The organism is Psychrobacter sp. UBA6766 (assembly GCF_002453355.1).
Classification (GTDB): Bacteria; Pseudomonadota; Gammaproteobacteria; order Pseudomonadales; family Moraxellaceae; genus Psychrobacter.
On record NZ_DKGQ01000057.1, the window covers coordinates 51693 to 74536 of the forward strand.

General features: G+C 43.7%; 19 protein-coding genes. 4 read left to right on the plus strand and 15 right to left on the minus strand.

What is annotated here, in order from left to right:
- Positions 1–172: 172 nt before the first annotated feature.
- From ftsZ to B4K26_RS12420, 11 genes are all read right to left on the minus strand, one after another.
- Positions 173–1369 (minus strand): cell division protein FtsZ, encoded by a 1197-nt coding sequence (gene ftsZ, locus B4K26_RS12370; protein ID WP_296245911.1) that lies wholly within the window; start codon positions 1367–1369, stop codon positions 173–175.
- Positions 1370–1604: 235 nt separating this feature from the next.
- Complete coding sequence (ftsA, locus tag B4K26_RS12375; RefSeq protein WP_296245831.1) at positions 1605–2897, minus strand: cell division protein FtsA; 1293 nt, start codon at positions 2895–2897, stop codon at positions 1605–1607.
- Between the two features lie 217 nt (positions 2898–3114).
- A complete protein-coding gene (locus tag B4K26_RS12380; RefSeq protein WP_296245832.1) occupies positions 3115–3912 on the minus strand; it encodes a cell division protein FtsQ/DivIB in 798 nt (265 codons plus the stop codon).
- A gap of 462 nt (positions 3913–4374) precedes the next feature.
- Positions 4375–5496 carry a D-alanine--D-alanine ligase gene (locus tag B4K26_RS12385; protein ID WP_296245833.1) on the minus strand — a complete coding sequence of 374 codons (1122 nt, stop codon included), beginning with the start codon at positions 5494–5496 and terminating at the stop codon, positions 4375–4377.
- An 11-nt stretch (positions 5497–5507) separates the two neighbouring features.
- Positions 5508–6965 (minus strand): UDP-N-acetylmuramate--L-alanine ligase, encoded by a 1458-nt coding sequence (murC, locus tag B4K26_RS12390; protein WP_296245834.1) that lies wholly within the window; start codon positions 6963–6965, stop codon positions 5508–5510.
- Between the two features lie 66 nt (positions 6966–7031).
- Positions 7032–8117, minus strand: coding sequence for an undecaprenyldiphospho-muramoylpentapeptide beta-N-acetylglucosaminyltransferase (murG, locus tag B4K26_RS12395; RefSeq protein ID WP_296245835.1), 1086 nt, complete (start codon positions 8115–8117; stop codon positions 7032–7034).
- Positions 8118–8487: 370 nt separating this feature from the next.
- On the minus strand, positions 8488–9459 hold the full coding sequence (gene gshB, locus B4K26_RS12400; RefSeq protein WP_296245836.1) for a glutathione synthase: 972 nt from the start codon (positions 9457–9459) through the stop codon (positions 8488–8490).
- Positions 9460–9581: 122 nt separating this feature from the next.
- A complete protein-coding gene (pyrE, locus tag B4K26_RS12405; protein WP_296245837.1) occupies positions 9582–10313 on the minus strand; it encodes an orotate phosphoribosyltransferase in 732 nt (243 codons plus the stop codon).
- Between the two features lie 76 nt (positions 10314–10389).
- Positions 10390–11379 carry a hypothetical protein gene (locus B4K26_RS12410; protein ID WP_296245838.1) on the minus strand — a complete coding sequence of 330 codons (990 nt, stop codon included), beginning with the start codon at positions 11377–11379 and terminating at the stop codon, positions 10390–10392.
- A 66-nt stretch (positions 11380–11445) separates the two neighbouring features.
- Positions 11446–12309 carry an SDR family oxidoreductase gene (locus B4K26_RS12415; protein WP_296245839.1) on the minus strand — a complete coding sequence of 288 codons (864 nt, stop codon included), beginning with the start codon at positions 12307–12309 and terminating at the stop codon, positions 11446–11448.
- Positions 12310–12380: 71 nt separating this feature from the next.
- Complete coding sequence (locus B4K26_RS12420; protein WP_296245840.1) at positions 12381–14618, minus strand: DUF4105 domain-containing protein; 2238 nt, start codon at positions 14616–14618, stop codon at positions 12381–12383.
- 178 nt (positions 14619–14796) lie between these two features.
- On the opposite strand from B4K26_RS12420, the gene ampD reads away from it, so the two are divergent.
- From ampD to B4K26_RS12435, 3 genes are all read left to right on the plus strand, one after another.
- Positions 14797–15393, plus strand: coding sequence for a 1,6-anhydro-N-acetylmuramyl-L-alanine amidase AmpD (ampD, locus tag B4K26_RS12425; RefSeq protein WP_296245841.1), 597 nt, complete (start codon positions 14797–14799; stop codon positions 15391–15393).
- 172 nt (positions 15394–15565) lie between these two features.
- On the plus strand, positions 15566–17116 hold the full coding sequence (gene murJ, locus B4K26_RS12430; protein ID WP_296245842.1) for a murein biosynthesis integral membrane protein MurJ: 1551 nt from the start codon (positions 15566–15568) through the stop codon (positions 17114–17116).
- Positions 17117–17246: 130 nt separating this feature from the next.
- Positions 17247–17921 carry a hypothetical protein gene (locus tag B4K26_RS12435; protein ID WP_296245843.1) on the plus strand — a complete coding sequence of 225 codons (675 nt, stop codon included), beginning with the start codon at positions 17247–17249 and terminating at the stop codon, positions 17919–17921.
- A gap of 62 nt (positions 17922–17983) precedes the next feature.
- Here B4K26_RS12435 and B4K26_RS12440 read toward each other — a convergent pair whose 3' ends face one another.
- Positions 17984–18628, minus strand: coding sequence for a GNAT family N-acetyltransferase (locus B4K26_RS12440; RefSeq protein ID WP_296245844.1), 645 nt, complete (start codon positions 18626–18628; stop codon positions 17984–17986).
- Between the two features lie 246 nt (positions 18629–18874).
- On the opposite strand from B4K26_RS12440, the gene ribF reads away from it, so the two are divergent.
- Positions 18875–19888 (plus strand): riboflavin biosynthesis protein RibF, encoded by a 1014-nt coding sequence (gene ribF / locus B4K26_RS12445; RefSeq protein WP_296245912.1) that lies wholly within the window; start codon positions 18875–18877, stop codon positions 19886–19888.
- Between the two features lie 93 nt (positions 19889–19981).
- Here the strand turns inward: ribF and B4K26_RS12450 are convergent, their stop codons facing one another.
- From B4K26_RS12450 to B4K26_RS12460, 3 genes are all read right to left on the minus strand, one after another.
- Positions 19982–20221, minus strand: a complete 240-nt coding sequence (locus tag B4K26_RS12450) for a DUF2789 domain-containing protein (protein ID WP_296245845.1) — start codon at positions 20219–20221, stop codon at positions 19982–19984.
- A 212-nt stretch (positions 20222–20433) separates the two neighbouring features.
- Positions 20434–21423, minus strand: a complete 990-nt coding sequence (locus tag B4K26_RS12455; RefSeq protein WP_296245846.1) for a malate dehydrogenase — start codon at positions 21421–21423, stop codon at positions 20434–20436.
- A 459-nt stretch (positions 21424–21882) separates the two neighbouring features.
- A complete protein-coding gene (locus B4K26_RS12460) occupies positions 21883–22584 on the minus strand; it encodes a hypothetical protein (RefSeq protein WP_296245847.1) in 702 nt (233 codons plus the stop codon).
- Positions 22585–22844 lie beyond the last annotated feature (260 nt).

Genomic DNA, 22844 nt, shown 5'->3' on the forward strand with positions numbered 1-22844 from the left:
ACGTTTATTTTTATAACGTAACAAATGCTCAAACTTTAATAATTGGCAGTTTACGACAGACTATGAATGTTCAACCTTTTATAGTGACTTCTCTATAAAACAAAAAAAAGCCAGTATTGAAATACTGGCCTTTTTTACTAAAACTGTCTAAAGCGATCATTTACTTTAATGACTATTTATTCTGTTGGCGCTTAAGATAGTCTTGGATGCTGTTGGTTTTGGTCTTAGGCTGCTCTTGCGTCACATTTGAGCGTATCGGGTTTTCTTGATACTGAGCTTGCGACTGTTTTTGACTGTTTAGCGCACTGGTATGTAAGTTTGGGTCAACCGGCTGGGTGCTATTGACAGAAGGTACTGGCTGCTCGACCGCTTCTGGCTCTTCGCCAGCATTTTCATCTAAGGTCAATCCCGTTGCAATAACGGTAACATGCAAATCATCACCCATCTTTTCATCGATAACAGAACCGTAGAAAATATGCGCGTCGTCGATATCAGTAATTTCTTCGACAATGACACTGATTTTGCTCATCTCATCTAGTGATAAAGACTCAGAAGAGATGACGTTAACCAGTAGACCTTTGGCATTTTCTAGACGTAAATCATCTAATAACGGCGATCTGATGGCTTTTTCGGTTGCCTGACGCGCACGATCATCGCCACTAGCACGGCCAATTCCCATCATCGCATGACCTTTAGCGGTCATCGCGGTGCGAATATCGTTAAAGTCAATATTAATCATACCTTCGCTAGCGATGGTTTCCGCAATACCTTGAACCGCATGCAATAGGACGTCATCCGCTTTTTTAAAGGCGTCTTGCATAGAGATATTGCCGTAAACACTCATCAGCTTATCATTTGGAATAGTAATGATTGAGTCGACAAAGTTGGTTAGCTGCTCAATACCCGCTTTAGCTGCCTTGATACGTTTGCCACCTTCAAACTTAAATGGCGTGGTCACAACCGCCACTGTCAACACTTCCATCTCTTTGGCAATACGAGCAACCACTGGAGCTGCGCCTGTACCTGTACCGCCGCCCATTCCAGCCGTAATAAAGACCATGTCTGAGTGCTCAAGCAAGGCACGGATGGCCTCTTCCTCAGTTTCTGCCGCTTCACGACCAACCTCTGGGTTTGCTCCAGCACCCAGTCCACGGTTGGTTTTTGCACCAAGTTGCAATTTATGGGGCGCTGTCAGACGATCGAGCGCTTGCTTATCCGTATTAGCACAGACAAACGTTACCCCTCTAATCCCTTGTTGAACCATGTGCTCAACCGCATTACCGCCGCCGCCGCCCACACCGAATACAGTGAAGCTTGCCTGGCCGTTACTTTGGAGCTGGTTATCATCTGGCATGGTGTATTTTGACATAAAAAGGTTTCTCCAGTTGCAGATAGCGTGATGGTCGATACGTAGTAACACACTCATATGGCGCGCTATCGACTTACTATATATAAATGTATTTAAATAAAACAGGGCAATGGCTTAAATAGTTGTGCTCAGCCAATATATGCCATTATTGTACAGGGTGCTGCTATTAATATGCTTACCTATCATGCTGCGGCATACTCTTCAATACTTAGTAGGCGTAAATTTGCCAGCAGAATTATAGTATCTTTTTGAGGACACTAGCAAAACGTTGTCCCGCACTTTGAAAAACACCCGTGACGCGATTTTTTTGAATCGCTTCTGGCTCACTTTTTTCACTGTGGCGAAACTGCTCGCTTTGACTATATAGTAAGGTACCAAATGCCGTTTGATAAGCGCGATCATTGACCTGCATATTCAGCTGCTTAAATGATTCGTCATTGCCAAAATGATTATAAGCACTAATAGCAGGATGGGTATTGGTCAATACCACTGGCATTTTCAGTAGTTTTTTAGCGAAAGGTATCATACCTTTAATGGCACTTCCGCCGCCTGTGAGTACAATACCTTTATCAATATAGCCTAACAAATCAGCGTCATGAAGTTGACGAACCACTTCAGTAAAAATCTGCACATAACGCGCTTCAATAATGCGCGCTAGATTATACGTCCCAATATTAATCTCATCGCCTGTTCCTTGCGGCTTAAATAGAAAGAATGAGCTAGGGTCGACGCTATTAACATCGACAGTACCGTGCGTTTTTTTAAGCCGCTCAGCTTCTATCATGGAAATGCCAACATCAGCTGAAATATCCATCGTCACTTCATGGCTACCTGTGGCGATACAGTGGGTAAAAATCAGTTTATTTTCTTTATACACACAGATACTGGTGGTACTCGCGCCGATATCAACTAAGCAAACCCCTTGTTGGCGCTCGTCACTCATCAAACTATATTCGGCACTGGTAACGGCATCAAAAACAATATGATCGATGCCTACGTCACAGCTTTGCAAGAGTTTTTGGATATTCTGACGGCCAGCTACTGGCATCATCATCATATGATACATAACGGTGATATTGTGCGCGACCATGTCGATGGCGTCATCAACCATAAACTCTTGATTGTCGATATAAATACCTTGCTGACAACAATGCATCAGATAGTAGTCAGGCGACAAATCTTGTGATTTGGCATTAGATAGTGCTTGCACCATATCTTTGGCACGAACAAATTCATCCTCAACCCTGACATTACCTGCACTATTTTTACTTAATAGCTCAGGTGTTGCTAAGGTCAACCAAACACTATGCACGCGGCAATTGGCGGTATCTTCTGCTTCTTGAATGGCTTGTTTGATCGCGCCTTGCAAACGTTCACGATGCTTTATCTGACCTTGATAAAAATCGCTATTTTTAACTTGTCCCACACCCATAATACGAATGTCTTTTGCAGAGACAACACTGCCAATGACGACATACACTGCCGTGGCACTTAGATGGACAACAACCAGATTTTCAGTATTTTTCATGGTACCAGACAAATTATCGCTAAACAGGAGAGCAAATGACGTCTCCATTAAATCATTAAAAATGCGCTTTATCACGCGGTCATGTTATAAGTAAACTCTCTACATTAAAAAGCAGACGGACATAGAACCTTAATTGCTTTCTTATTTTTTATTTCTTGGTTTCTTTCTTGACATTTTTGCTTAGTATCTTTGCTGGGTACTGTCTCGAGATGCTTTTTTATGGTGGTGTTTCAGCATTTTTTGGCGGCGCCAGATTCCATGCGATGGTAAATCCATTTTTGTAACGAAGATCGACTGACTGTATTTCTTCTCGGCGGCTGCTTAATTGATTGCCAAGCAGCTGACTTAAATTCAATAGTTTTTGCGCAGTGTTTTCATTATCAACAATGACACGTAACCCATTATCAAAGCGAATCAGCCAAGTCATTCTTGGTGAAAGAATGATATCGGCAACTTGCATATCAAGCGGCGCAAACCAGTCGTTCACTTGCTGCATTTGTTGCATAATAACGGGCGCTTGCGCTGTATCACCTTGTAGAGTCGCAAAACGCTCTTGCGTTAACTCTCTACTATCAGCAGGAACAAAAACCGCGCCTTTTGCATCTACCAAACGCTCAGTACCGAAATTTGCCACTGCCTGCTTTGGCAACGCTTTAATCACAATACCTTGTTGCCAATCACGGCTGATACTGACTTGGTCAACCCACGCGAGACTGGTGGATATATCTCTAAGTGCTTGCAAGTCGGAGGTAAAGAAACTGCTCACACTCTGTTGGCTCATGACTTGCTGTAACGCTCGATATTGCGCCACGGTCAACCCACGTTCATCGACATGGATAGCCGCAGGTGGAGCATCACGCAATGCTTTACCACCCATGACCAATATCAGTACGAGCAAACCGAGTACCAGTACTGTAAAAAAATATCTGACCATTTTCGGTATTTGAAAGTTAGAGCTAGGGTGAGAGGTTTTATCACTCATCAAGTCAGCGATGTCATTGACAGTTTGAGTCATAATACACGTCGTCCCTATTTTCTCTTAAAACCATTTACATAACGCCAATGGTGCTTGTATTAAAGGTAAATCTGCTTTCTATTCGCAGTACTCTATAAATCGATATATTATTAATTTATCTGTCTAAAGCGATCTATAAAGCTTGGTTATGCGCTTTAAAAGTTAACATTTTTCTCATTTAATGAATAACTTAAGAAGAAATTGCATAAATAACCATAAATATCACTAATATAGACCAATAATTACAATATTAACGTATTTTACATTTAAACAATAGCACATCACCCATTACCAATGACGAAATTACACAAGTTTACATTAAGTTGTGTTATAGCAGGGCTAGCGATACATTTAAATGAATTTAGGAAAGCTACTTAGCTTTAATGGATAGATATTAAAGCTAAGTTTTAGGAAGTCTACTTCAAAACCTATTAGGCAAGACCTTATTTTATCAACAGATACTTATAAGGTTTGCGCCAGAATATGCCAACATAAGGTATCAAAATCCATACCGCGTGCTTTAGCCGCCATTGGTACCAAACTATGACTGGTCATGCCTGGGACGGTATTAATCTCAAGTAGCCAAAAATTACCAGCTTCATCCTGCATCGCATCAATACGTCCCCAACCTTTTGCATCAACAGCGCGAAATGCCGCCAAGCTTAACTCTTGCAGATGCTTTTCGTCAGCCGTACTTAATCCACAAGGAATATAATAACTGGTATCGTTACGATTATATTTGGCTTCAAAATCATAGAAATTGGTGATATCAGCAGGCTCAAGACGAATCACCGGATAGGCTTCGTCGTCGATAATGACAATAGTAAATTCGCGGCCCGTAATCCAGCGTTCAGCCATCACGGCATCACCACACTGCACCGCCGTTGCATAAGCGGCAGGCAGCTCATCGAGGTTATTAACTTTAGTCATACCGATACTTGAGCCTTCATGGACAGGCTTAATAATTAGCGGTAGTCCTAGCATGTTAACCACTTGCTGCCAGTCAGTATCAGCGGTTAGCAATGAAAATGGTGCGGTCGATAAACCGCATCCTTGCCATAGCTGTTTGGTGCGTACTTTGTCCATACCAAGTGCCGATGCCAAAATACCAGAACCAGTCTGCGGAATATTAAACCACTGCAGCACACCTTGTAACAAGCCATCTTCGCCGCCGCGACCATGCAAAACGTTAAACACCCGGTCGTATGTTCGAAGTTCAGTGATGTCCTGATACTTAGGGTCAAAATGAGTGGCATCAACACCTTGATTTTGTAGTGCTTGCAATACGGCAGCGCCACTGTCTAACGATACGCTGCGCTCGTTGCTACTACCGCCATATATCACCGCAACTTTACCAAACTGACTGGCGTCTTTGACGGCACTGTTTGCGATGCTAGGAACAGTTTTATGGTTTGGCTGGTTACCTGCAATCTTGTTCTGTTCTGCTTGTGCCGCGGCTGCTAGTGCAGGTTCCGGATTGGTGATAGCGGTATTAGCCTCAGCATTCATACCTTTAGTAGGGTTGCTTTCATTTTTTTGATGATTGTTTTCTTGGTTATTGTGTTCTTGATTATTGGTAGTCATCAGTTTTGTTCCTAAAATGCTTTTTCGGCTTGTTTGATATATAGATTATTGGCGGCTAACTCGGTTGCGATTTGTCCAACATTGCCCGCGCCTTGGGTAATTAACATGTCATTCGCTTTAAGTAAGCGCTGCATTACGGGGGCAATACTGCTTTTATCGATAATCGTAGGCTCAACGGTGCCGCGCATACGAATACTACGTGCCAATGCCTTGGTATCAGCGCCAGCAATCGGGCTTTCTCCAGCGGGATAAACCTCTAATAATAATAATTCATCGACGCTTGAGAGCACTTCAACAAAATCATCAAAACAATCGCGCGTACGGCTATAGCGGTGCGGTTGAAACATCATGACTAGACGGCGCTCAGGGAAGCTTTGACGAGCCGCTTTAATCGTGGCATCAACTTCTCTTGGATGGTGACCATAATCATCGATTAGTAAGACGTCGCCATCATCTATCTCTACCGATGCCTGCTGCTCAAAGCGGCGACCGACGCCGGCGAATTTTTGCAGGGCGCGGGTAATGGCTTCATCGTCGACGCCTTCGTCGGTTGCCATGGTAATAGCAGCCAACGCATTATAAACGTTGTGCACACCTGGAATATTCAAGGTCAGTCGCAGTGGATCACGGTCACGGCGCAAAACGGTAAAGTGGGTTTTTGTTCCTTCACTGACCAAATCAACGGCTTGAACATCGTTAAAGGGCTCAAGACCAAAGGTTAATACTGGACGCCCAATGTCATCAATCATGGCGTACAGCTCAGGGTCGTCACCGCAAACCACGGCTAAACCATAAAATGGCATATTTTGTAAAAACTGAATATAGGCGGCTTTTAATTTATCAAAACTATTACCATAAGTTTCCATGTGATCTTGATCGATATTGGTGACAATCGCTGCCATCGGATGCAAAGTCAAAAATGAGGCGTCAGATTCGTCCGCTTCGGCAATTAAATAACGACTGCTGCCAAGCGCAGCATTTTTACCCGAGGCGTTTAATTTACCGCCAATCACATACGTCGGATCAAGCTTACCTTCTGCCATCATGGTCGTCAGCAGACTGGTGGTCGTGGTTTTACCATGCGCGCCAGCAACCGCAATACCATGACGATAACGCATCAACTCGCCGAGCATATCCGCACGGCGTACCACGGGCAGACGCGCTTCAAGCGCTGCTTTTACCTCGGGGTTACTACGGTCGATAGCAGATGATACGACGATAACGTCGGCATTGGCGATATTTTTGGAATCGTGACCGATCGCAATATCGATACCAATCTGTGCTAAGCGTTTCGTCACTAAGCTTTCAGCAATATCAGATCCACTGACTTTATAGCCTTGATTGTGCATAACCTCAGCGATACCACACATTCCCGAACCACCAATGCCGATAAAATGCAAATGCTGAATACGGCGCATTTCTGGTATTTCAATTAAACGCTTAGTTAAAGATCTAGCAGAGGTTGGCATAGGGTTTTCTCTTTATTGAAGACGAACAAGTTTAATTAGAATAAATAATAAGTAGTAAAATTAGCTTTATAAGGCTTGCCAGATAATATCAGCAACTCGCTGACAGGCTTGACGGTTAGCAAGCGCATGGCCTTTTTCTGCCATCTCTAAACATGCTCGTCTATCTAGCGTATTAAGCTCATCTCCCAAGCGTTTCGGGGTCAGCTCGCTTTGCGGCAACAGAATCCCAGCTTGGTGTTGGGTCAAAGTGCGCGCGTTTGCCGTTTGATGGTCATCAACGGCACTTGGTAGCGGTACAAATATTGCCGCAATGCCAACATTTTGAATTTCTGTCACCGTCAACGCCCCTGCCCGACAAACCACAATATCGGCCCAATTGTACGCCGCTGCCATATCATCGATAAATGGCTGAACCGTGAATTGATGAGTGCTTAACGCTTCACTGTCGTAAGCCGCTTGCGTGGTGGCCTCGTTATTACGACCACATTGATGGCGCACCTCAAAAGGTCGATCAATCAACGCCAACGCTTTTGGCAACGTCTCATTTAATACTTGCGCACCAAGCGAGCCGCCAACTACCAGCAATTTTAGTGGCGAGCTGTCGTTAACGTCGTAACGGACACTTGGTTCAGCAACCCCGCTAATAGCATTACGTATGGGATTTCCCACCGTTTCAATCTTTGAAGCAAGTTCGCCACTGGCAAAGGTATTTTCAAACGCTTGCAACACCTTGGTCGCTAACTTTGCCAAATAGCGATTGCTCATCCCTGCAATGGCATTTTGTTCATGAATAATCAGCGGCGTCTTGGTCAAGCGCGCCGCAATACCGCCGGGCGCGGTGACATAACCACCAAAGCCGACGACCACGTCTATTTGGTTGCCACGAATGACTTTAATCGCCGCCATCGTCGCTGACAATAAAGTAACAGGTAGCTTAAGCATGCGACCCAATCCTTTACCACGTAATCCTTGCATATCAATCGCATGAAAAGGATAACCCGTAGGTGCAACCAAGCCATTTTCCATGCCACTCGGCGTTCCCAACCAGTGAATAACAGCACCGCGCTTGGTCAATTCTTCGCTAACCGCAAGCGCTGGAAATACGTGCCCGCCTGTACCAGCAGCCATCATTAATATATGCGGTTTTTTCATGAACGTCTGCCTATCTTTTCTTTATTTATATGAAAGACTTATTATCTTTTAATTTTATTTTTTAGCGAACCAAAATGGCCCTCTAAAAGCCCGCATAGTATAGTGTAATTCACTGCCTGATAGACAGCACTTTATGCAGCGCCAATAATAAAAACCCAAGCCGTGAACAATCGCGGCTTGGCTTTGATAAATAGAGTTAAACACTCATAAAAGCCTCAGCTTTCATAATTGATGGAAAACACATCTTAGCACACTGTTTTTTAAGTATTGTGCACATAGCTTAGTGATAAATCACTCTATCCTTACGGCTTTATCTAATCTGTTTTAATTAAAATGCTTTATTTAGATTAAATGGTGTAGACCACACTGCTTAAACGGCCAGCTTTTTTTCAATGGCAATGATAAAGTCAGTCGCAATATCAGTACCGCATTGATCATTAATCTCGCGCACACAGGTTGGACTAGTGACGTTAATTTCAGTGATACGGCCACCGATTAAGTCTAAACCAACGAACATCAGCCCTTTTTCTTTGACAATCGGTGCGACTACTTCTGCCACTTGGCGCTCGACATCGGTGAGCGGCATCGCCACCCCACTACCACCAGCAGCGAGATTTCCGCGCGTTTCGCCTTTTACCGGAATACGCGCCAAGCTATAATCGACCACTTCACCATCGACGATGAGCACGCGCTTATCACCATCGACGATTTCCGGTAAATAACGCTGTGCCATAATTGGTAGCGTCTCAAGCTCGGTTAACATCTCAAGCGTCACGCCAATATTTGGGCTATCAGTGGTCAGACGAAAAATACCCGTACCACCCATACCATCTAAGGGTTTGACAATGACGTCTTGCTGCTCAGTGATAAATTTGCGAATATGCGCCTGTTTGCTGGTCACAATCGTTGGGCTCATATAATCGCTAAACCAAGTAGCAAATAGCTTTTCATTACAGTCACGAATCGCTTGTGGGTCATTGACCACCAGCACGCCTGCAGCCTTGGCATGGTCAAGCAGGTACGTAGCATAAATAAAGCGCATATCAAACGGCGGATCTTTACGCATCAAAATTACATCAAAATCGCCGACCGGCACTGTCGCTTTGTCCCCTAAGGTATAAAAATTATTGGGGTCACGCTTCACCGTCACTGGCTGGTAATCTACCATCAGTTGCCCACGATCTAACCATAAATCATGAATCTGGCAATAGCCAAGACTGTGCCCACGGTCTTGCGCTGACCACATCATTGCCAGAGTGGTGTCTTTTTTATAATTGACCTGCTCGATCGGATCCATAATGATCAGTATTTTTAACGATTTTTTTTGTTGTTCTTGGCTCATAATAAGGCTCACTTACGTTATGGTTTTAATGGTTTAAAATGCTTCAACGGACATAACCGACATGCCAAAACGACTCAAACTTTACTCAAAAATAATTGAAACACAGCAATAACTGCAATAAATTATATGCCGTACTGGGCGCGGTAATGCTGCATTTTTGCAAGCTGAGTCGCATCTTTTTCTGGGTCACTTTCTGCTAAATAACTGATTAAATCATCGATATCAACCAGCGCGCGCACCGGAACGTCTAAGGTCGACGCCAGCTCTTGAATGGCAGAGCGCTCCGCTAGGCCTTTTTCTTTACGGTCAAGGGCGACAATAATACCAGCCACACTTGCGCCCGCTTGCTCTAAAATCTCAATCACTTCGCGCATCGCCGTGCCAGCAGTAATCACATCATCAAGCACCCAGACTGCTTTACCATTGACGTCAGCGCCGACTAAATTGCCACCTTCACCATGGATTTTGGCTTCTTTGCGGTTATAGCCCCATTTAGCATTGATGCCATGATGCAGCCATAACGCTTGGGCCGTTGCGGCGACAAAGGGAATACCTTTATAAGCCGCACCAAAAATAACCAGTTCTTGCTCATCTGCGCCATTGTTGACCACGGCTTCCTGTTTAGCGACTGTTTCAGCTAAAGAATCCGCGTAACCACGCGCTAATAGCGATAACATCTCACCCGACGCCAGTAAGCCTGCGTTAAAAAAATACGGACTAATACGCCCAGACTTAAGCACAAATTCGCCAAATTTTAATACCTGGTTGTCTAAAGCCAATTGGATAAATTGATGCGATGAAAATGAAGCGTTTTGAGTATGTTGGGCGTTTTTAGGCGTGGCGGCATTCAGCATAGGGTCTTCCTATCAGCAAAGAAAAATGAAAATTGAATAATCAAAAAGTTATGCAAGGCATTATAGTCGCGTCGGCTTAACTTGACCAACCGTTGATATCATAATCTTGCATATTTGCGTAACGCGTTAATAATCCGCAGCGCGATGAGATAGTAAAGTAGCATTGCCCATCGTGACTGACTTGTATGTCCCAACCCAAATGATACGCCGCCACAATAATGTGCCCCGTAAATAAGCGCACTTGACGGTAAGCTTGGCGCTGAGCGGGATCAAAAACAATCTGACTGAGCAAATAGCTACGAATATACTGACAAATTTGCGCCGCACTATAGCTGTGATTAATGGTTTTGCGCGTACTACATTGCTGTAAAGCATGGACCGCAACGCTACAGGCCATAATATCAGTCGCTAAACTACCTTCGCCATTATCAAACTGTTGTGGTTGCAACACCACTTGCCAGTCATCGGCGTACACACTATTAAGCAGCTCATCAGGATTATAACGTCTGGTCAATGCTCGCAGAGATTCTGCCGCTAACGGTTTCTGAATATTATTTTCAGTATTTATAGTATCAGCCGCCAAAAACCCATAACGCGTCAGCTTTGGATATACTTGTAGCGCACGCTGAATATCTGCCATATCAAGCAAAGTCATATCAGTTAGTGGCGATAATATCGACTGATCGCTATGATTGTGATAAAAACTTTCTGGCAGCGCAACCAACTTTGCCGCACTCAGTAATGCCAAATGCTCAGCCAATGCTTCTGACGCTATCAGCGTCCACTTCGATAAGCTATCTCTATTAGGCTGATAAAAACGCGTGGAGCTGCCATATAAACGGCGCAGCTGACCATTTAAACGGCGCGCAGGCTCTGGTATATCACTCAATGGCCGAGCAGGATCAAGCGGTAAACGCTTTGGATCAAAATTAGGGTGAACAATCGCAGGCTGCTGACTATTTGCGAATAAAGCAGTTTTTTCAGCAATGCCCTCTGCAGGCGGCTTCTCTTCTGCTCTAGCGCTAGCATTGAATAAACGGTCATCAGAAGCAGAATGCTGGGTCATGGATTGTCTCTAGGCTTGCAAATTTAAAAGCTGTAAAAATAAAACCAGTCAAATCAAACTGATATTTTACTTTGAATGTTGATTTTGATGCTGCTGTTGATGATGCAAAATATCTCGGTATCCTGCTTGCCAATCAGGGTAGTCCAGCCAAGCTAACGGAATATTGCTATGCAGGCGCTTTCCCGTGACCGCGGCTTTATTGTCATCAATAACAGGCGGAACTTCACCTATTTGCTTACTTAACCACGTACCTAGCTCAAAAGTCGTCACAGGTAAATAATCAGTAGCTATATAGATGGATCTTGGCCTATCTATGGTCATAACTTTAGCAATAACAGTTACCAAATCGCGATCCATAATGCGATTGCTCCAATGCTCGGCAGCGACTGGTTCTTTTTGTTTTTCCTTGGCTTTACGCAAACGCATGAGGCGTTCGCGGCCATAAATACCGCTTGGACGAATGATAATGGCTTTATCGCCAAAACCTTGTTGCAATACTTGTTCCGCTTGTAATATAACCTGTGAGGCTTCACGCTCAGGTGTCACAGGCGCCGTATTTTCATCAATCCATTCGCCATTGTCTTGTCCATAAACACCCGTTGATGAAATAAAGACGATTCGTACAAGGTTTGATAGTTTATTTGCCAATGTCGCCAAATGCTGGCTGATGGCTAAGTAACTGTTGTTGTAACCGCTGATTGAATATTCATTGGGCGTTACGATAATTGCTATCGCCGTAAATCCTTGCAACTGCTCAGCACTTAGCATTAATGCATCGGCTTGCAAAAATTTAGCATTGTCATGTAGGACATAATGATGACGCTCGCGGCGCGCTAGCCCCGTGACATTTACACCGTCTTTGGCTAGCTTATTGGTGACTGGTAAACCAATACCTCCTTGACCAATAATCAATAAATTTTGCGTTCTCATTATATATCCTTTGTTCAAATGCTGTTTCTAATAACTTTCTAACACGATCTTTAATAATTTAATAACAAGCTCTAGAAATAGCGTCTATACGACAGTTTTATGTCTTCTCTGGCATCAATACGATCTTGCCATTCGTAGTTGGCATTGATACGTAATGCTTGTTTTTTATCGATATCGTATTGCAGCCCTAACGTTGATACTGGTTGCCAGTAATGACCACGGGCGTTAGACTCATCGCTGCTGCCATGATACCAATATGGCAGTTGCAATTCAGCCTGCGCGCGTAACTGATTGTTAATCTGATAACGACATCCTGCATTGACGCCTGTGCCAACACGATAGCCTTTATTGATACCGCGCCCTACTTGCGCGGTACCTGCCAAAAACGTATAGCATAGCTGCGGCGGCATCTCACCTGTATTTGCTGTAGGCGTGCCAAACGCCCATGACCAGCCCGTTTCATAGCCTAGACTACCGACTAAATGATCGCTGCCATCTTGCTGTGAGCCATCATTTACGCGGGTTGCTTCAATACTTGCGCCCCATGTTTTACCTTTTTTGGCAGAATTCACTGGATTAAATGAGCGTCCACGAACCAAGGTAAGATTTTGTAAGACCACACTGCTTGGCTGATTGGCTTTATCATTATCGGTGTCATAAAGGCGTATGGTCGCAGCCGCGCCTTCTAAATCAAAGAACTGCGGGAATCCTGAAGGACGGTCAAGAGTATCGTGATAGCCTGCGCGCACGCCCAAATCGATATAGTTATTATCTCCGCGCTGCCCTACTCCAACATGAGCCAGTTGTAACGGATGTCTATCCATTGGATTGTTATCCGCTACTGCAATACGGCGTGGTAATAATGTTTGTCCGTTGTCTGAAATGCTAGAAATCAGATTTAACTGAGCAGATTTAATCTCATTCAGCGTCTGCTTAGCACTATTATGATAGCCCAATTGCGCACGCTGCTCTTTAATCTTGTTTAACTGCGCTTGACGCAAAGTGCTATCGGCGGGCGTATAATTGGTGCTGGCAAGTAGGTTTTCGCCATCGAGCAATTGCACCACATCTGACGGAATCACCGCATAAGGCAGGCGGCTTAATAAATGCTGCTGCGGGCGTACCACGTCGATTAAGCGTAAAATCTCAGAAGCACAGTTATCAGTGGTGAAGTAATACGGTAGCTCTAAATCTTTGGTTTCCCAAACATGCAACATAATTTGCTGCACTTCCGCTGGGGTCAAATCTAATTGATATGTCCACGCGTCGCGCTCATCTTCTTGCAGGTATTTCGCCAGCTTTTCTGAATAAGGATCAATTTCAATCAGATTGTCATAACCTCCCGTCATTGATTTGAGAGCATATACCAAAAAATTATCTTCTGAGTCACCGCCTACCGTATAATTTAACGCAACTGCATGATGAATTTGGCTTGGATCAGCAACGCTGGCTTTGGAATCAATCCGCAATAATGTATGAGCAAAGGCTGAGATAGGATTGTCTAAATATTCTTGTGCAAACATGATAGACAGCTGCTCAGGTGCCAGCTTTTGCATCCAGTCATGAAGCTCTGGGCAGTCGACTTGCAAGCCGCTCTTATCGATATTCAAGGTATCGGTTAGCCATTGGACGCGCGCGGGAAAACGGCATAATACTGAGTTTTGTACTGGGTTTTGAGCCGTACGATTAGACAGCTTGCTATTAGTAATCCTGTTATCTGGAGTCGTAGCCATTTCATCAGCAAGGGCAACAAGCAACGCATCAAGCTCAGCCGCTGAATCCTGCTGACCATTTTTACTTAAGTAAAATGCAGCATCATCAACGATACTGCTGTCTTTTTTCTTGCCAATTAAATTCTTTTGATCATCAAAGAAATATAACAATCGTCGCCATGTCGTATGCTGACCGAGATTTTTTGTTTTAGCTTGTTTGCGCCATGAGGCTAGTAGCTGCTCAGTATTGGCGTTGTTAATATTTTGATTATCAAGGAGATGAGAAGCGTCTTCTTTATTTGAATCGTCATTTGGCATGATGGTATTATCTGGCTCAGAATAAGCCGTCAATTTTGGCTCAGCGCTTTGAGATTTAGAAGCCAATTTAGCATCTGAAGCCGATTCGGCACTAGAGGTAGAATTAACCTCAGTTCCCAGTGCCAATTCACCTGTCGTCACAAGTGATGCGGGTGTTGGCAAAAATGCCTGTGCCTGTACGGTCAGCAGCAATCCAGCTATGGTGAGCGGCAATTGCGCTCTTCTGCCAATGTTTGTTGACGAACAATCTATCGCCAACAGGTTTGAATATATAGACATGAGTAATATCTCGCCCTGTAGAAGTCATACGCTAATCGCGCGATTCACTCTGCTAGTACTTCAGAGTATCTGTTGTGAATAAAGCTATTTTTTGTAGAGCTGCTGGCTTGTTATTTATCGAAGGCTGACGGTGAAAGTACGTATCGCGCTTATTAATTCCATTATAAAAGAGAGTATTATGTCCATAGCATCGTCAATGACTATTAGAGACGGACGATTATCAGCTGCGACGTGGCTTGCGTCACCAAATTATAATAAACGGCCCGAAAATACCGCGATTGATGCCATTGTGATTCACAATATCAGCTTGCCGCCTAATAAGTTTGGGACTTATGGTAAAGATGGCATACATTACGTCAAAGCCTTATTTACCAATCAATTAGACTGGGAAGCACATCCTTATTTTCAAACGATTAAAGGCGCAGAAGTTTCAGCGCATTTATTTATCGAACGTGATGGCACGATTACCCAGTTTGTCAACTTTAACGAACGCGCTTGGCATGCTGGACGCTCTAGCTACTTGGGCCGTCCTGAATGTAATGATTATAGCATTGGCATTGAGCTTGAAGGGTCAGATTTTGTGTCCTTTACCGCCGCCCAGTATGAAACACTTGCCAAAGTCATCGCTGCTATCTATGAGGCCTATCCAAAGACTCGTCGCCATCTCACTGGTCATAGCGATATCGCGCCCGGTCGTAAAACTGACCCCGGTGATTATTTTGAATGGACAAAGTTGCGTGAAATGATTACTCACTATTCCGCGAGCCAGTCATAAATCTATAAGCAGTATTAGGTGAAGAATTTCATTAAAATTTCTGTAAACGACAAATAGTATTCCACATCCAATGCATTTATCAGTGTGATGAAAGTGCTATAATCCGTCAGTTTTTTAATAACACTGCATCAGCAAACAACCATCAGCAAACAAATTAGCAGAATAGGTTCTCATGGCAAAAAGTCGGTTATTTCGTTCAACCATGGTGGTCAGTAGCATGACCATGTTGTCGCGTATTTTAGGTTTGGTGCGTGATGTCGTCTTGTTAGGCGTCTTTGGCGCAGGCGGTCTGATGGATGCCTTTTTGGTTGCCTTTAAGATTCCCAACTTTTTGCGCCGCCTGTTTGCCGAAGGAGCTTTTAGCCAAGCATTTGTCCCTGTATTGTCTGAATATAAAGAAAAATACAGCCTAGAGCAGGTTCAGATTTTAGTCAGCCGTACCTCAGGCGCACTGCTGCTAGTGCTATCGATGCTGACGGTCGTGGTTATTTTGATCGCTCCATGGGTAGTGACTTTATTTGCCCCAGGCTTTGCTGATCAGCCCGATAAATTTGCTATCACTGCTGAACTGCTACGCTTAACTTTCCCTTATTTATTGTTTATTTCTATGACCGCTTTTGCCAGCGGCATTTTACAAAGTTACGGGCGTTTTGCCGCGCCAGCCTTTGCACCTGTTTTGCTAAATTTATGTATGATTGGCGGCGCGCTGGTTTTTGCACCGATGTTTGATGTCCCTATCATGGCGCTTGGTTACTCTGTTGCTATCGCAGGTTTGCTCCAGTTGTTGATACAACTGCCGCAGCTCTCGCAACAAAAACTACTGGTCGCACCAAAAATTGATTTTCAGCATGAAGGCGTTCGCCGCATTTTAAAATTGATGTTGCCTGCTATTTTCGGCGTCTCTGTTACTCAAATTAATTTACTGCTTAATACTGTATTTGCTTCATTAATGATTGGCGGCTCAGTGTCTTGGCTTTATGCTGCCGAGCGCATGAGTGAGCTACCGTTAGGATTAATTGGTGTGGCAATCGGCACGGTCATTTTGCCAAGCCTATCGAAAAGTGAAGCACAAAAGGATGATGTCAGCTTTAAAAAGACCATTGATTGGGCAGCGCGCTTAATTATTTTGGTCGGCGTTCCTGCGTCGGCAGCACTGTTTATACTCTCTGACGTACTTATGCAGGCACTGTTTTTACGTGGCGAATTTACCTTACGCGATGCCCAAATGAGCTCTCTTGCGCTAAAAAGTATGGCAGGCGGTATTTTAGGCTTTATGTTGATTAAAATCTTTGCGCCAGCCTTTTTTGCCCGTCAAGACACCAGAACGCCCGTCAGAATCGGTATTGTCTCCGTCTTTGCCAATATGATTTTCAGTGTCATTTTTATCGGTATCTTTTATTCCCTAGATATGCCGCTGCATGGCGGTTTGGCGTTGGCAACGACGGGTGCGGCGTTTGTGAACGCAGGCTTGTTATATTATTTCTTGCACAAGCGTGAAATTTTTCGCTTTGGTAGCCACTGGAAAAAGCTGTTCGGCCAGTTTGCGATTGCTACTGCCTCGATGCTTGCTGTGCTTTATGTCATGCTGCCCTATTTCCCAACCAATGATGCGCAGTGGAAACGTATCGTTGCGCTACTGATTATGTGCGGCGTTGGTGCGGCCGTTTACGGCGTCGTCTTATTAGCAACAGGTTTTCGTCCGCGCCAGCTAAAACATGGTTAAGTATTGATTATTAAACACCCAGCAAGGCTGTAACTTACCAAACCAAGACAAGCTTCGTATGAGAATTGACAGTGAATAACGCTGATAGTTGCCATAATTACCGATAAATAAACAGTTTTAGAGGTGTAATATGACAACGATTGATACAACAACTAAACAGCGAACCTTCCAACGCCTACCACTGTTACTTGCCACGGGTTTATTGAGCACAGGACTGCTTTTAAGCGGTTGTAGCAGCAATGATAAAGGAAGTAATGATGAGGCAGACAGTGTAAATACAACTGCTGATACTGCTTCTAATAGTACTAAATCGGCACCAGCGGTTGCTGAAACTGTTGAAGACACTGACGCTAATCAAGTACAAGACCTGGGTAGTGATGCTAATACCGCAGTTAAAGCTGAGGAAGCAGCAGATAACGTTAAAGATAAAACAGTGATTACTAGCGATAACATCAATCCAGTCACTGCCTCTGCTAAGCACAAAAGCTTAGTGACCAATCCGACTAAAGACGGCACGCCGGAAGATACGGTTAAAAAAGCCTTAGATAGCTTGTATTACGGTGACGCTAAGCAAGCGGCAACCTATTATAAAGTAGACATGGCAAACTTTGAGGAAGAGCTTTCCAAAACGCAATCCGCTTTTCAGCAAACGGTTGATGGCGTCACCTTTACCGATACCAAATATAACGATGATAAGACCCGCGCTACCATCACTGGTGAACTGAGGCTAAAAGGTCAAAGCGAACCTGCGCCATTGACTTATGAGCTGCGGAAAATCAGCGGAAAATGGAAGATTTTAGGATAAGGCGTCTAACTGCCATTCTCTAAACTTGCTTCATCTGGCATTATTATTGGTCATCGTTATCTTCATTGACCATTACTATCGGCAATTACCGCTTTACCAAGCATCACGACATCGGCGATAAAACCTTCCATGTCGCAAACCTTTGGCATATAACCCCATTGCTCAAACCCAAGCTTACGGAACAATCCTAAGCTTGGTTGATTGTGAGCAAAGATAAGCGCAATCACGTTATGAATGCCTAGACTTGGCGCTTGCTTTAGCATCCAACGCGTTAATAAGCTTCCTACTCCTTGATTATGATAATTCTTATGCAAATAGATACTGATCTCAGTACTGATATGATAAGCGGGGCGCGCATACAAGTCACTAAAGCTGCCCCAAGCAACGATTACCGACTCAGCTTGCGCTGTGCTTTTAAATGTTGCGTCTTCGGCGTTAGAAACAATTTTGACCACATAAATAGGTCGCGCTGCCTTATTTAAATGCTCATCAAACCAAACTTGACGCTCTTCGCAAGTTACTGGTGCTAGATTGGCAGTAGCTCGTTTGCCCGCGATACTCTGGTTATAAATCGCCAAAATAGCTGGCAAATCTTTTTGATTAGCGCGCTGAACAATAAAGCGCTCGTTGAGTTTATCAACTGTCAATGTAGATGTCATAGAATTACAGTTGTCATCACCAGAAGCAGGATAGGCAGCGTCAGTCATAGCATTTTCATAATGAGTCATAATAAAAGTAATAGTGAGTGATAAATAATGGCCTTGATGTTTGATGAACATCAGACTATAGGATGTTAGTATGACTATTTTACTTTATAATGGCTGGTTTTAGACACTTCTTTTAGAGACGCTTTTTTAGAAAGAAGGTTTTTAAGTAGCAATGTGTTTTCGTTTTTCATTTGGTCTTATCTATCATAGCTGACATTTATGAACACCTATTTTCTTGAGCAACTGATGGCGTCGACAAGCGCTTTGCCGGCCAATACTAGTCCAGTAGTTTTAGCGCCCTGCGTTCTGACTATTGGCAACTTCGATGGCGTGCATTTAGGTCATCAAGCGATGCTTGCACAAGTTCGTGAGCTTGCCCACGCGCAGAATCTTAGCTCGGCAGTCATGATATTTGAGCCCCAGCCCCGTGAGTTTTTTGCTCCCACTGCCGCACCTGCTCGCTTGACCAATCTTACCGAAAAGCAAGCTTTGCTCTCAGAATATGGTATTGAAACGTTGATAGTCGCCAGCTTTGATAGTGATTTTCGCTCGCTATCGGCGCAGGCATTTGCCGATATTTTAGCGCAGCGCTTAAACGTCCAAGCTTTGGTATTGGGCGATGACTTTAAATTTGGCCATGACCGAACGGGCGACAGTCAGTTTTTACGTGATTATGGCTTAGATGTGACCAATTTACATACTGTCATCGACGATAAAGGTAAAGGCGCGCGCATTAGCTCTACTCGCATTCGTGATTTATTATTGGCAGGTGACATTGATGCGGCCAATGCCTTATTGGGTCGCGATTATACACTTACAGGAGTTGTGATTGGCGGTGATAAAATCGGTCGTACCATGGACTTCCCTACTGCAAACGTTGATTTAAAGCGCATCAAACCTGCATTACATGGTATTTTTGCTGTCGATGTTGTTAGCCTCGATGATAATGGCAATATCATACCAGATGGTCTAACCGCACTCACCGATAATGAAAATCCAGGGGTGAAAGGTCTACGTCCGCATAGCTTATTTGGTACTGCCAATCTTGGTATCAGACCGTCGGTAGATAAAGAACATGATTGGCGCTTAGAAGTACACTTTCCAAAGCTACAAGCAGACTTATATGGGTTGACCTTACAAGTTCGCTTTTTGCATTATTTACATGGCGAGCGTCATTATGAGAGTTTGCAGGCATTAAAAGCAGGCATTCACAATGATGTTATCGATTTACTTGAATGGCGTGCTCAGCAGCCTGATTAAATAGATAGCTATCATTATCAGACTGATAGTAAAAAACCCACAACCTTTATAACGGTTGTGGGTTTTATTTATGATGCTACTCTATTATTATTTTTAGGCTTCAGGGTGCAAACGTACGTTTAATTCATCAATAGTCTCTACCCAAGCTGCATCCTTAAACCACTCTTCTCTTAAAAAAGCGCGTTGATTGTCGTTCCAAATATGCGCATCGGTAAGCTCCTCTTCTTTGGCCAATTTATTCTTTTCGATAAATTGCTCGATCGCTTCATCTGAACTATCTAGCCCTAACTGAGCAAATAGCTCATTCATACTGTATTCCGGTTCACCCAACATATAACTTCTCCTTAAATGATACAGATTTATTCGTGCTTATTATTTAAACTTACCACTTTATTGTAGCAAGCTTTATTTGAATAGCTGTAATTCAACGTTTAGCTAACGTTATCAATTGTATTGTGCAGCGTTTGAAACACAAAAAAAGCCCTCTAACTAAGAGGGCGTTTTCTAGATCAATTATTAGGTAGCAGTATCAGTAAATTAAATACTTATGGAAGCAGGTGTGCTACGGCATCACGCTCTTCGCTAAGCTCTTGCTCAGTCGCTGCCATTTTCTCTTTTGAGAAATTTGATGACACATCAACGCCGTCTACGATAGACCAGTCGCCATTCGCGCAAGTTACTGGGAATGAGTAGATTAAACCTTCAGCAATACCGTATTCTCCGTTTGAGTAAACGCCCATAGAGACCCAATCGTTCTCATCAGTTCCTAGTGCCCACGTACGCATATGCGCGATGGCAGCGTTGGCAGCAGAAGCGGCAGATGATGCACCGCGCGCTTTAATAATTGCAGCACCGCGTTGTTGTACTTCTGGGATATAAGTGTTTTCATACCAGTCACGGTCAACCAAATCTAATGCTGGTTTGCCATTGACTGTCGCAGCTGTTAAATCTGGGTACTGAGTTGATGAATGGTTGCCCCAGATGATCATTTTTTTCACATCATTGACAGTGCTGTCTGTTTTACCAGCCAGCTGCGCGATCGCACGGTTGTGGTCTAGGCGCGTCATAGCAGTGAAGTTGCGTGGATCTAGATCTGGTGCATTACGCTGAGCGATAAGGGCATTAGTGTTGGCAGGGTTACCGACCACCAATACTTTTACATCACGGCTGGCAACATCGTTCAATGCTTTACCTTGCGCTGAGAAAATTGCCGCATTGGCTTCTAGCAAATCTTTACGTTCCATGCCTGGACCACGAGGACGTGAACCGACTAGCAAAGCATAGTCTACATCTTTGAATGCAACAGTCGCATCATCAGTTTGTACGATACCGGCCAATAATGGGAATGCACAGTCTTCTAACTCCATGACCACACCCTTTAGGGCGTCAAGTGCTGGGGCGATTTCAAGCAATTGCAAAATAACTGGCTGATCTTTACCTAGCATCTCACCAGATGCAATACGAAATAGCATAGCATAGCTGATATTACCAGCGGCACCAGTGACGGCAACACGTAAAGGCTGTTTCATTGACATTGAATACTCCCTAATTATAGATTAGATAATTCACAATTCTAATGGATGGTTCTAATAGATGGTTTTGATTGATGAATATCGTTTGAGATAGCGACTTGCTCGCTGAATATAGCAGTCATAAACCGTTCACTAGTGTAGCACCTCAGCCTATTAACCGTCTAGAGAAAGCGCGAACGCGTTTGCGGACAATACGGATTATATTGTTACATTTTATACGGGCAGAGCGTGAGATTTTCAGCGCAAAGGTAAAAGAATAAAGGGATAGGTAGATGTCAAGAAAGGTTTAAAAGAAGCATTAAAAGACGGCGAAAAAGCGTTTTAGCCAGAATAACGGTTAAAATTTAAAGCATTTATAGGGAAATTTGCCAGTATCATTATTATTCGCACTTTACTGTCTTTAATTATTAAAGGTAGAAAGAGGCGTTATTAATGGACAATAACTCAATCCCAAAAAAAGGATTATTTGCCACCTGAAATAATAAACTTACTACCACAGTTGTCGACGACATTGCTACAAGTACCGAATGAGCTGCCTTCATAACACACATGCACATCAGTCAATACCATTTGTCGACGTGTGCCTACCTGACAAATCAAGTCAATACTAGCTGGCGTCATACCATTATTTAAGCGGGTCATTTGCCCAACAAATCGAGATTTTAATACCGTGTAACTGTTGCCTGTATTCAATTCATTTGGCAGTTTTAAGTCGGCTGCATAGTTAGTAATCTGGCGAAAATAACTGCTAGCGCTGAGCGGACTACAAGCACCATAGCGCTGCCATACTTGGGTTCGCACTGTGGTGTCCGGCATAACACGATTGACGACTTTTAATTGTAGTGGCGTCAGACGCGGCTCACTACCGCGACCGCAGCGCTCGCCATAACCCATGTCTAATCCTGAAACGGTTAGCGAATAACCTTCCAGACATTGACGCATACGGGCGCGCGTTGGTTGTAAGCTACATAGAGCGGGCGTCATCTCAATCATCAATACCCGCTGACCTGATTTACTGGCATTAGCCGCTTGGGCTGGCAACATTATTGCACCCTGCAGCAATAGTAACGCTGTTATACCAAATGCAGCATTACCTTTATTATTATCATACTTTGTCCGTAACCAGTATTTATTAAAATGCTCTGATAACGTTGTCTTTGACATCGAGCCCACCTTTGTCTGAATAGATAATTGACGCCTAGCTTGCGACGATATGGGCAAATTAAAATATTTTTTAATCATAAGAAGTCAGAGCGTTTAGCAATTAGGATTCATTAATTTCCATAATCCAAACTAAGACACTTATCAAATTAGGTCGCTTGAAAGTATTTAGCCTTCTGAGAGTAAGCCAACAGGAAATACAGACGGAAACTAAAACAATGGTAGCAAATTGCTTTTTTTAATCTATAGCAAAAACGTAAACA

Bases quoted from the DNA above. Each gene is read 5' to 3' on its own strand.
- murJ (WP_296245842.1), top strand. From the start codon at position 15,566: ATGGCAAAAAGTCGGTTATTTCGTTCAACCATGGTGGTCAGTAGCATG.
- gshB (WP_296245836.1), bottom strand. From the start codon at position 9,459: ATGAGCCAAGAACAACAAAAAAAATCGTTAAAAATACTGATCATTATG.
- ftsZ (WP_296245911.1), bottom strand. From the start codon at position 1,369: ATGTCAAAATACACCATGCCAGATGATAACCAGCTCCAAAGTAACGGC.
- pyrE (WP_296245837.1), bottom strand. From the start codon at position 10,313: ATGCTGAATGCCGCCACGCCTAAAAACGCCCAACATACTCAAAACGCT.
- ribF (WP_296245912.1), top strand. From the start codon at position 18,875: ATGGCGTCGACAAGCGCTTTGCCGGCCAATACTAGTCCAGTAGTTTTA.
- ampD (WP_296245841.1), top strand. From the start codon at position 14,797: ATGTCCATAGCATCGTCAATGACTATTAGAGACGGACGATTATCAGCT.
- B4K26_RS12450 (WP_296245845.1), bottom strand. From the start codon at position 20,221: ATGTTGGGTGAACCGGAATACAGTATGAATGAGCTATTTGCTCAGTTA.
- B4K26_RS12440 (WP_296245844.1), bottom strand. From the start codon at position 18,628: ATGACTGACGCTGCCTATCCTGCTTCTGGTGATGACAACTGTAATTCT.
- B4K26_RS12460 (WP_296245847.1), bottom strand. From the start codon at position 22,584: ATGTCAAAGACAACGTTATCAGAGCATTTTAATAAATACTGGTTACGG.
- murC (WP_296245834.1), bottom strand. From the start codon at position 6,965: ATGCCAACCTCTGCTAGATCTTTAACTAAGCGTTTAATTGAAATACCA.
- ftsA (WP_296245831.1), bottom strand. From the start codon at position 2,897: ATGAAAAATACTGAAAATCTGGTTGTTGTCCATCTAAGTGCCACGGCA.
- B4K26_RS12455 (WP_296245846.1), bottom strand. From the start codon at position 21,423: ATGTCAATGAAACAGCCTTTACGTGTTGCCGTCACTGGTGCCGCTGGT.
- B4K26_RS12420 (WP_296245840.1), bottom strand. From the start codon at position 14,618: ATGTCTATATATTCAAACCTGTTGGCGATAGATTGTTCGTCAACAAAC.
- B4K26_RS12435 (WP_296245843.1), top strand. From the start codon at position 17,247: ATGACAACGATTGATACAACAACTAAACAGCGAACCTTCCAACGCCTA.
- B4K26_RS12415 (WP_296245839.1), bottom strand. From the start codon at position 12,309: ATGAGAACGCAAAATTTATTGATTATTGGTCAAGGAGGTATTGGTTTA.
- murG (WP_296245835.1), bottom strand. From the start codon at position 8,117: ATGAAAAAACCGCATATATTAATGATGGCTGCTGGTACAGGCGGGCAC.
- B4K26_RS12385 (WP_296245833.1), bottom strand. From the start codon at position 5,496: ATGACTACCAATAATCAAGAACACAATAACCAAGAAAACAATCATCAA.
- B4K26_RS12380 (WP_296245832.1), bottom strand. From the start codon at position 3,912: ATGACTCAAACTGTCAATGACATCGCTGACTTGATGAGTGATAAAACC.
- B4K26_RS12410 (WP_296245838.1), bottom strand. From the start codon at position 11,379: ATGACCCAGCATTCTGCTTCTGATGACCGTTTATTCAATGCTAGCGCT.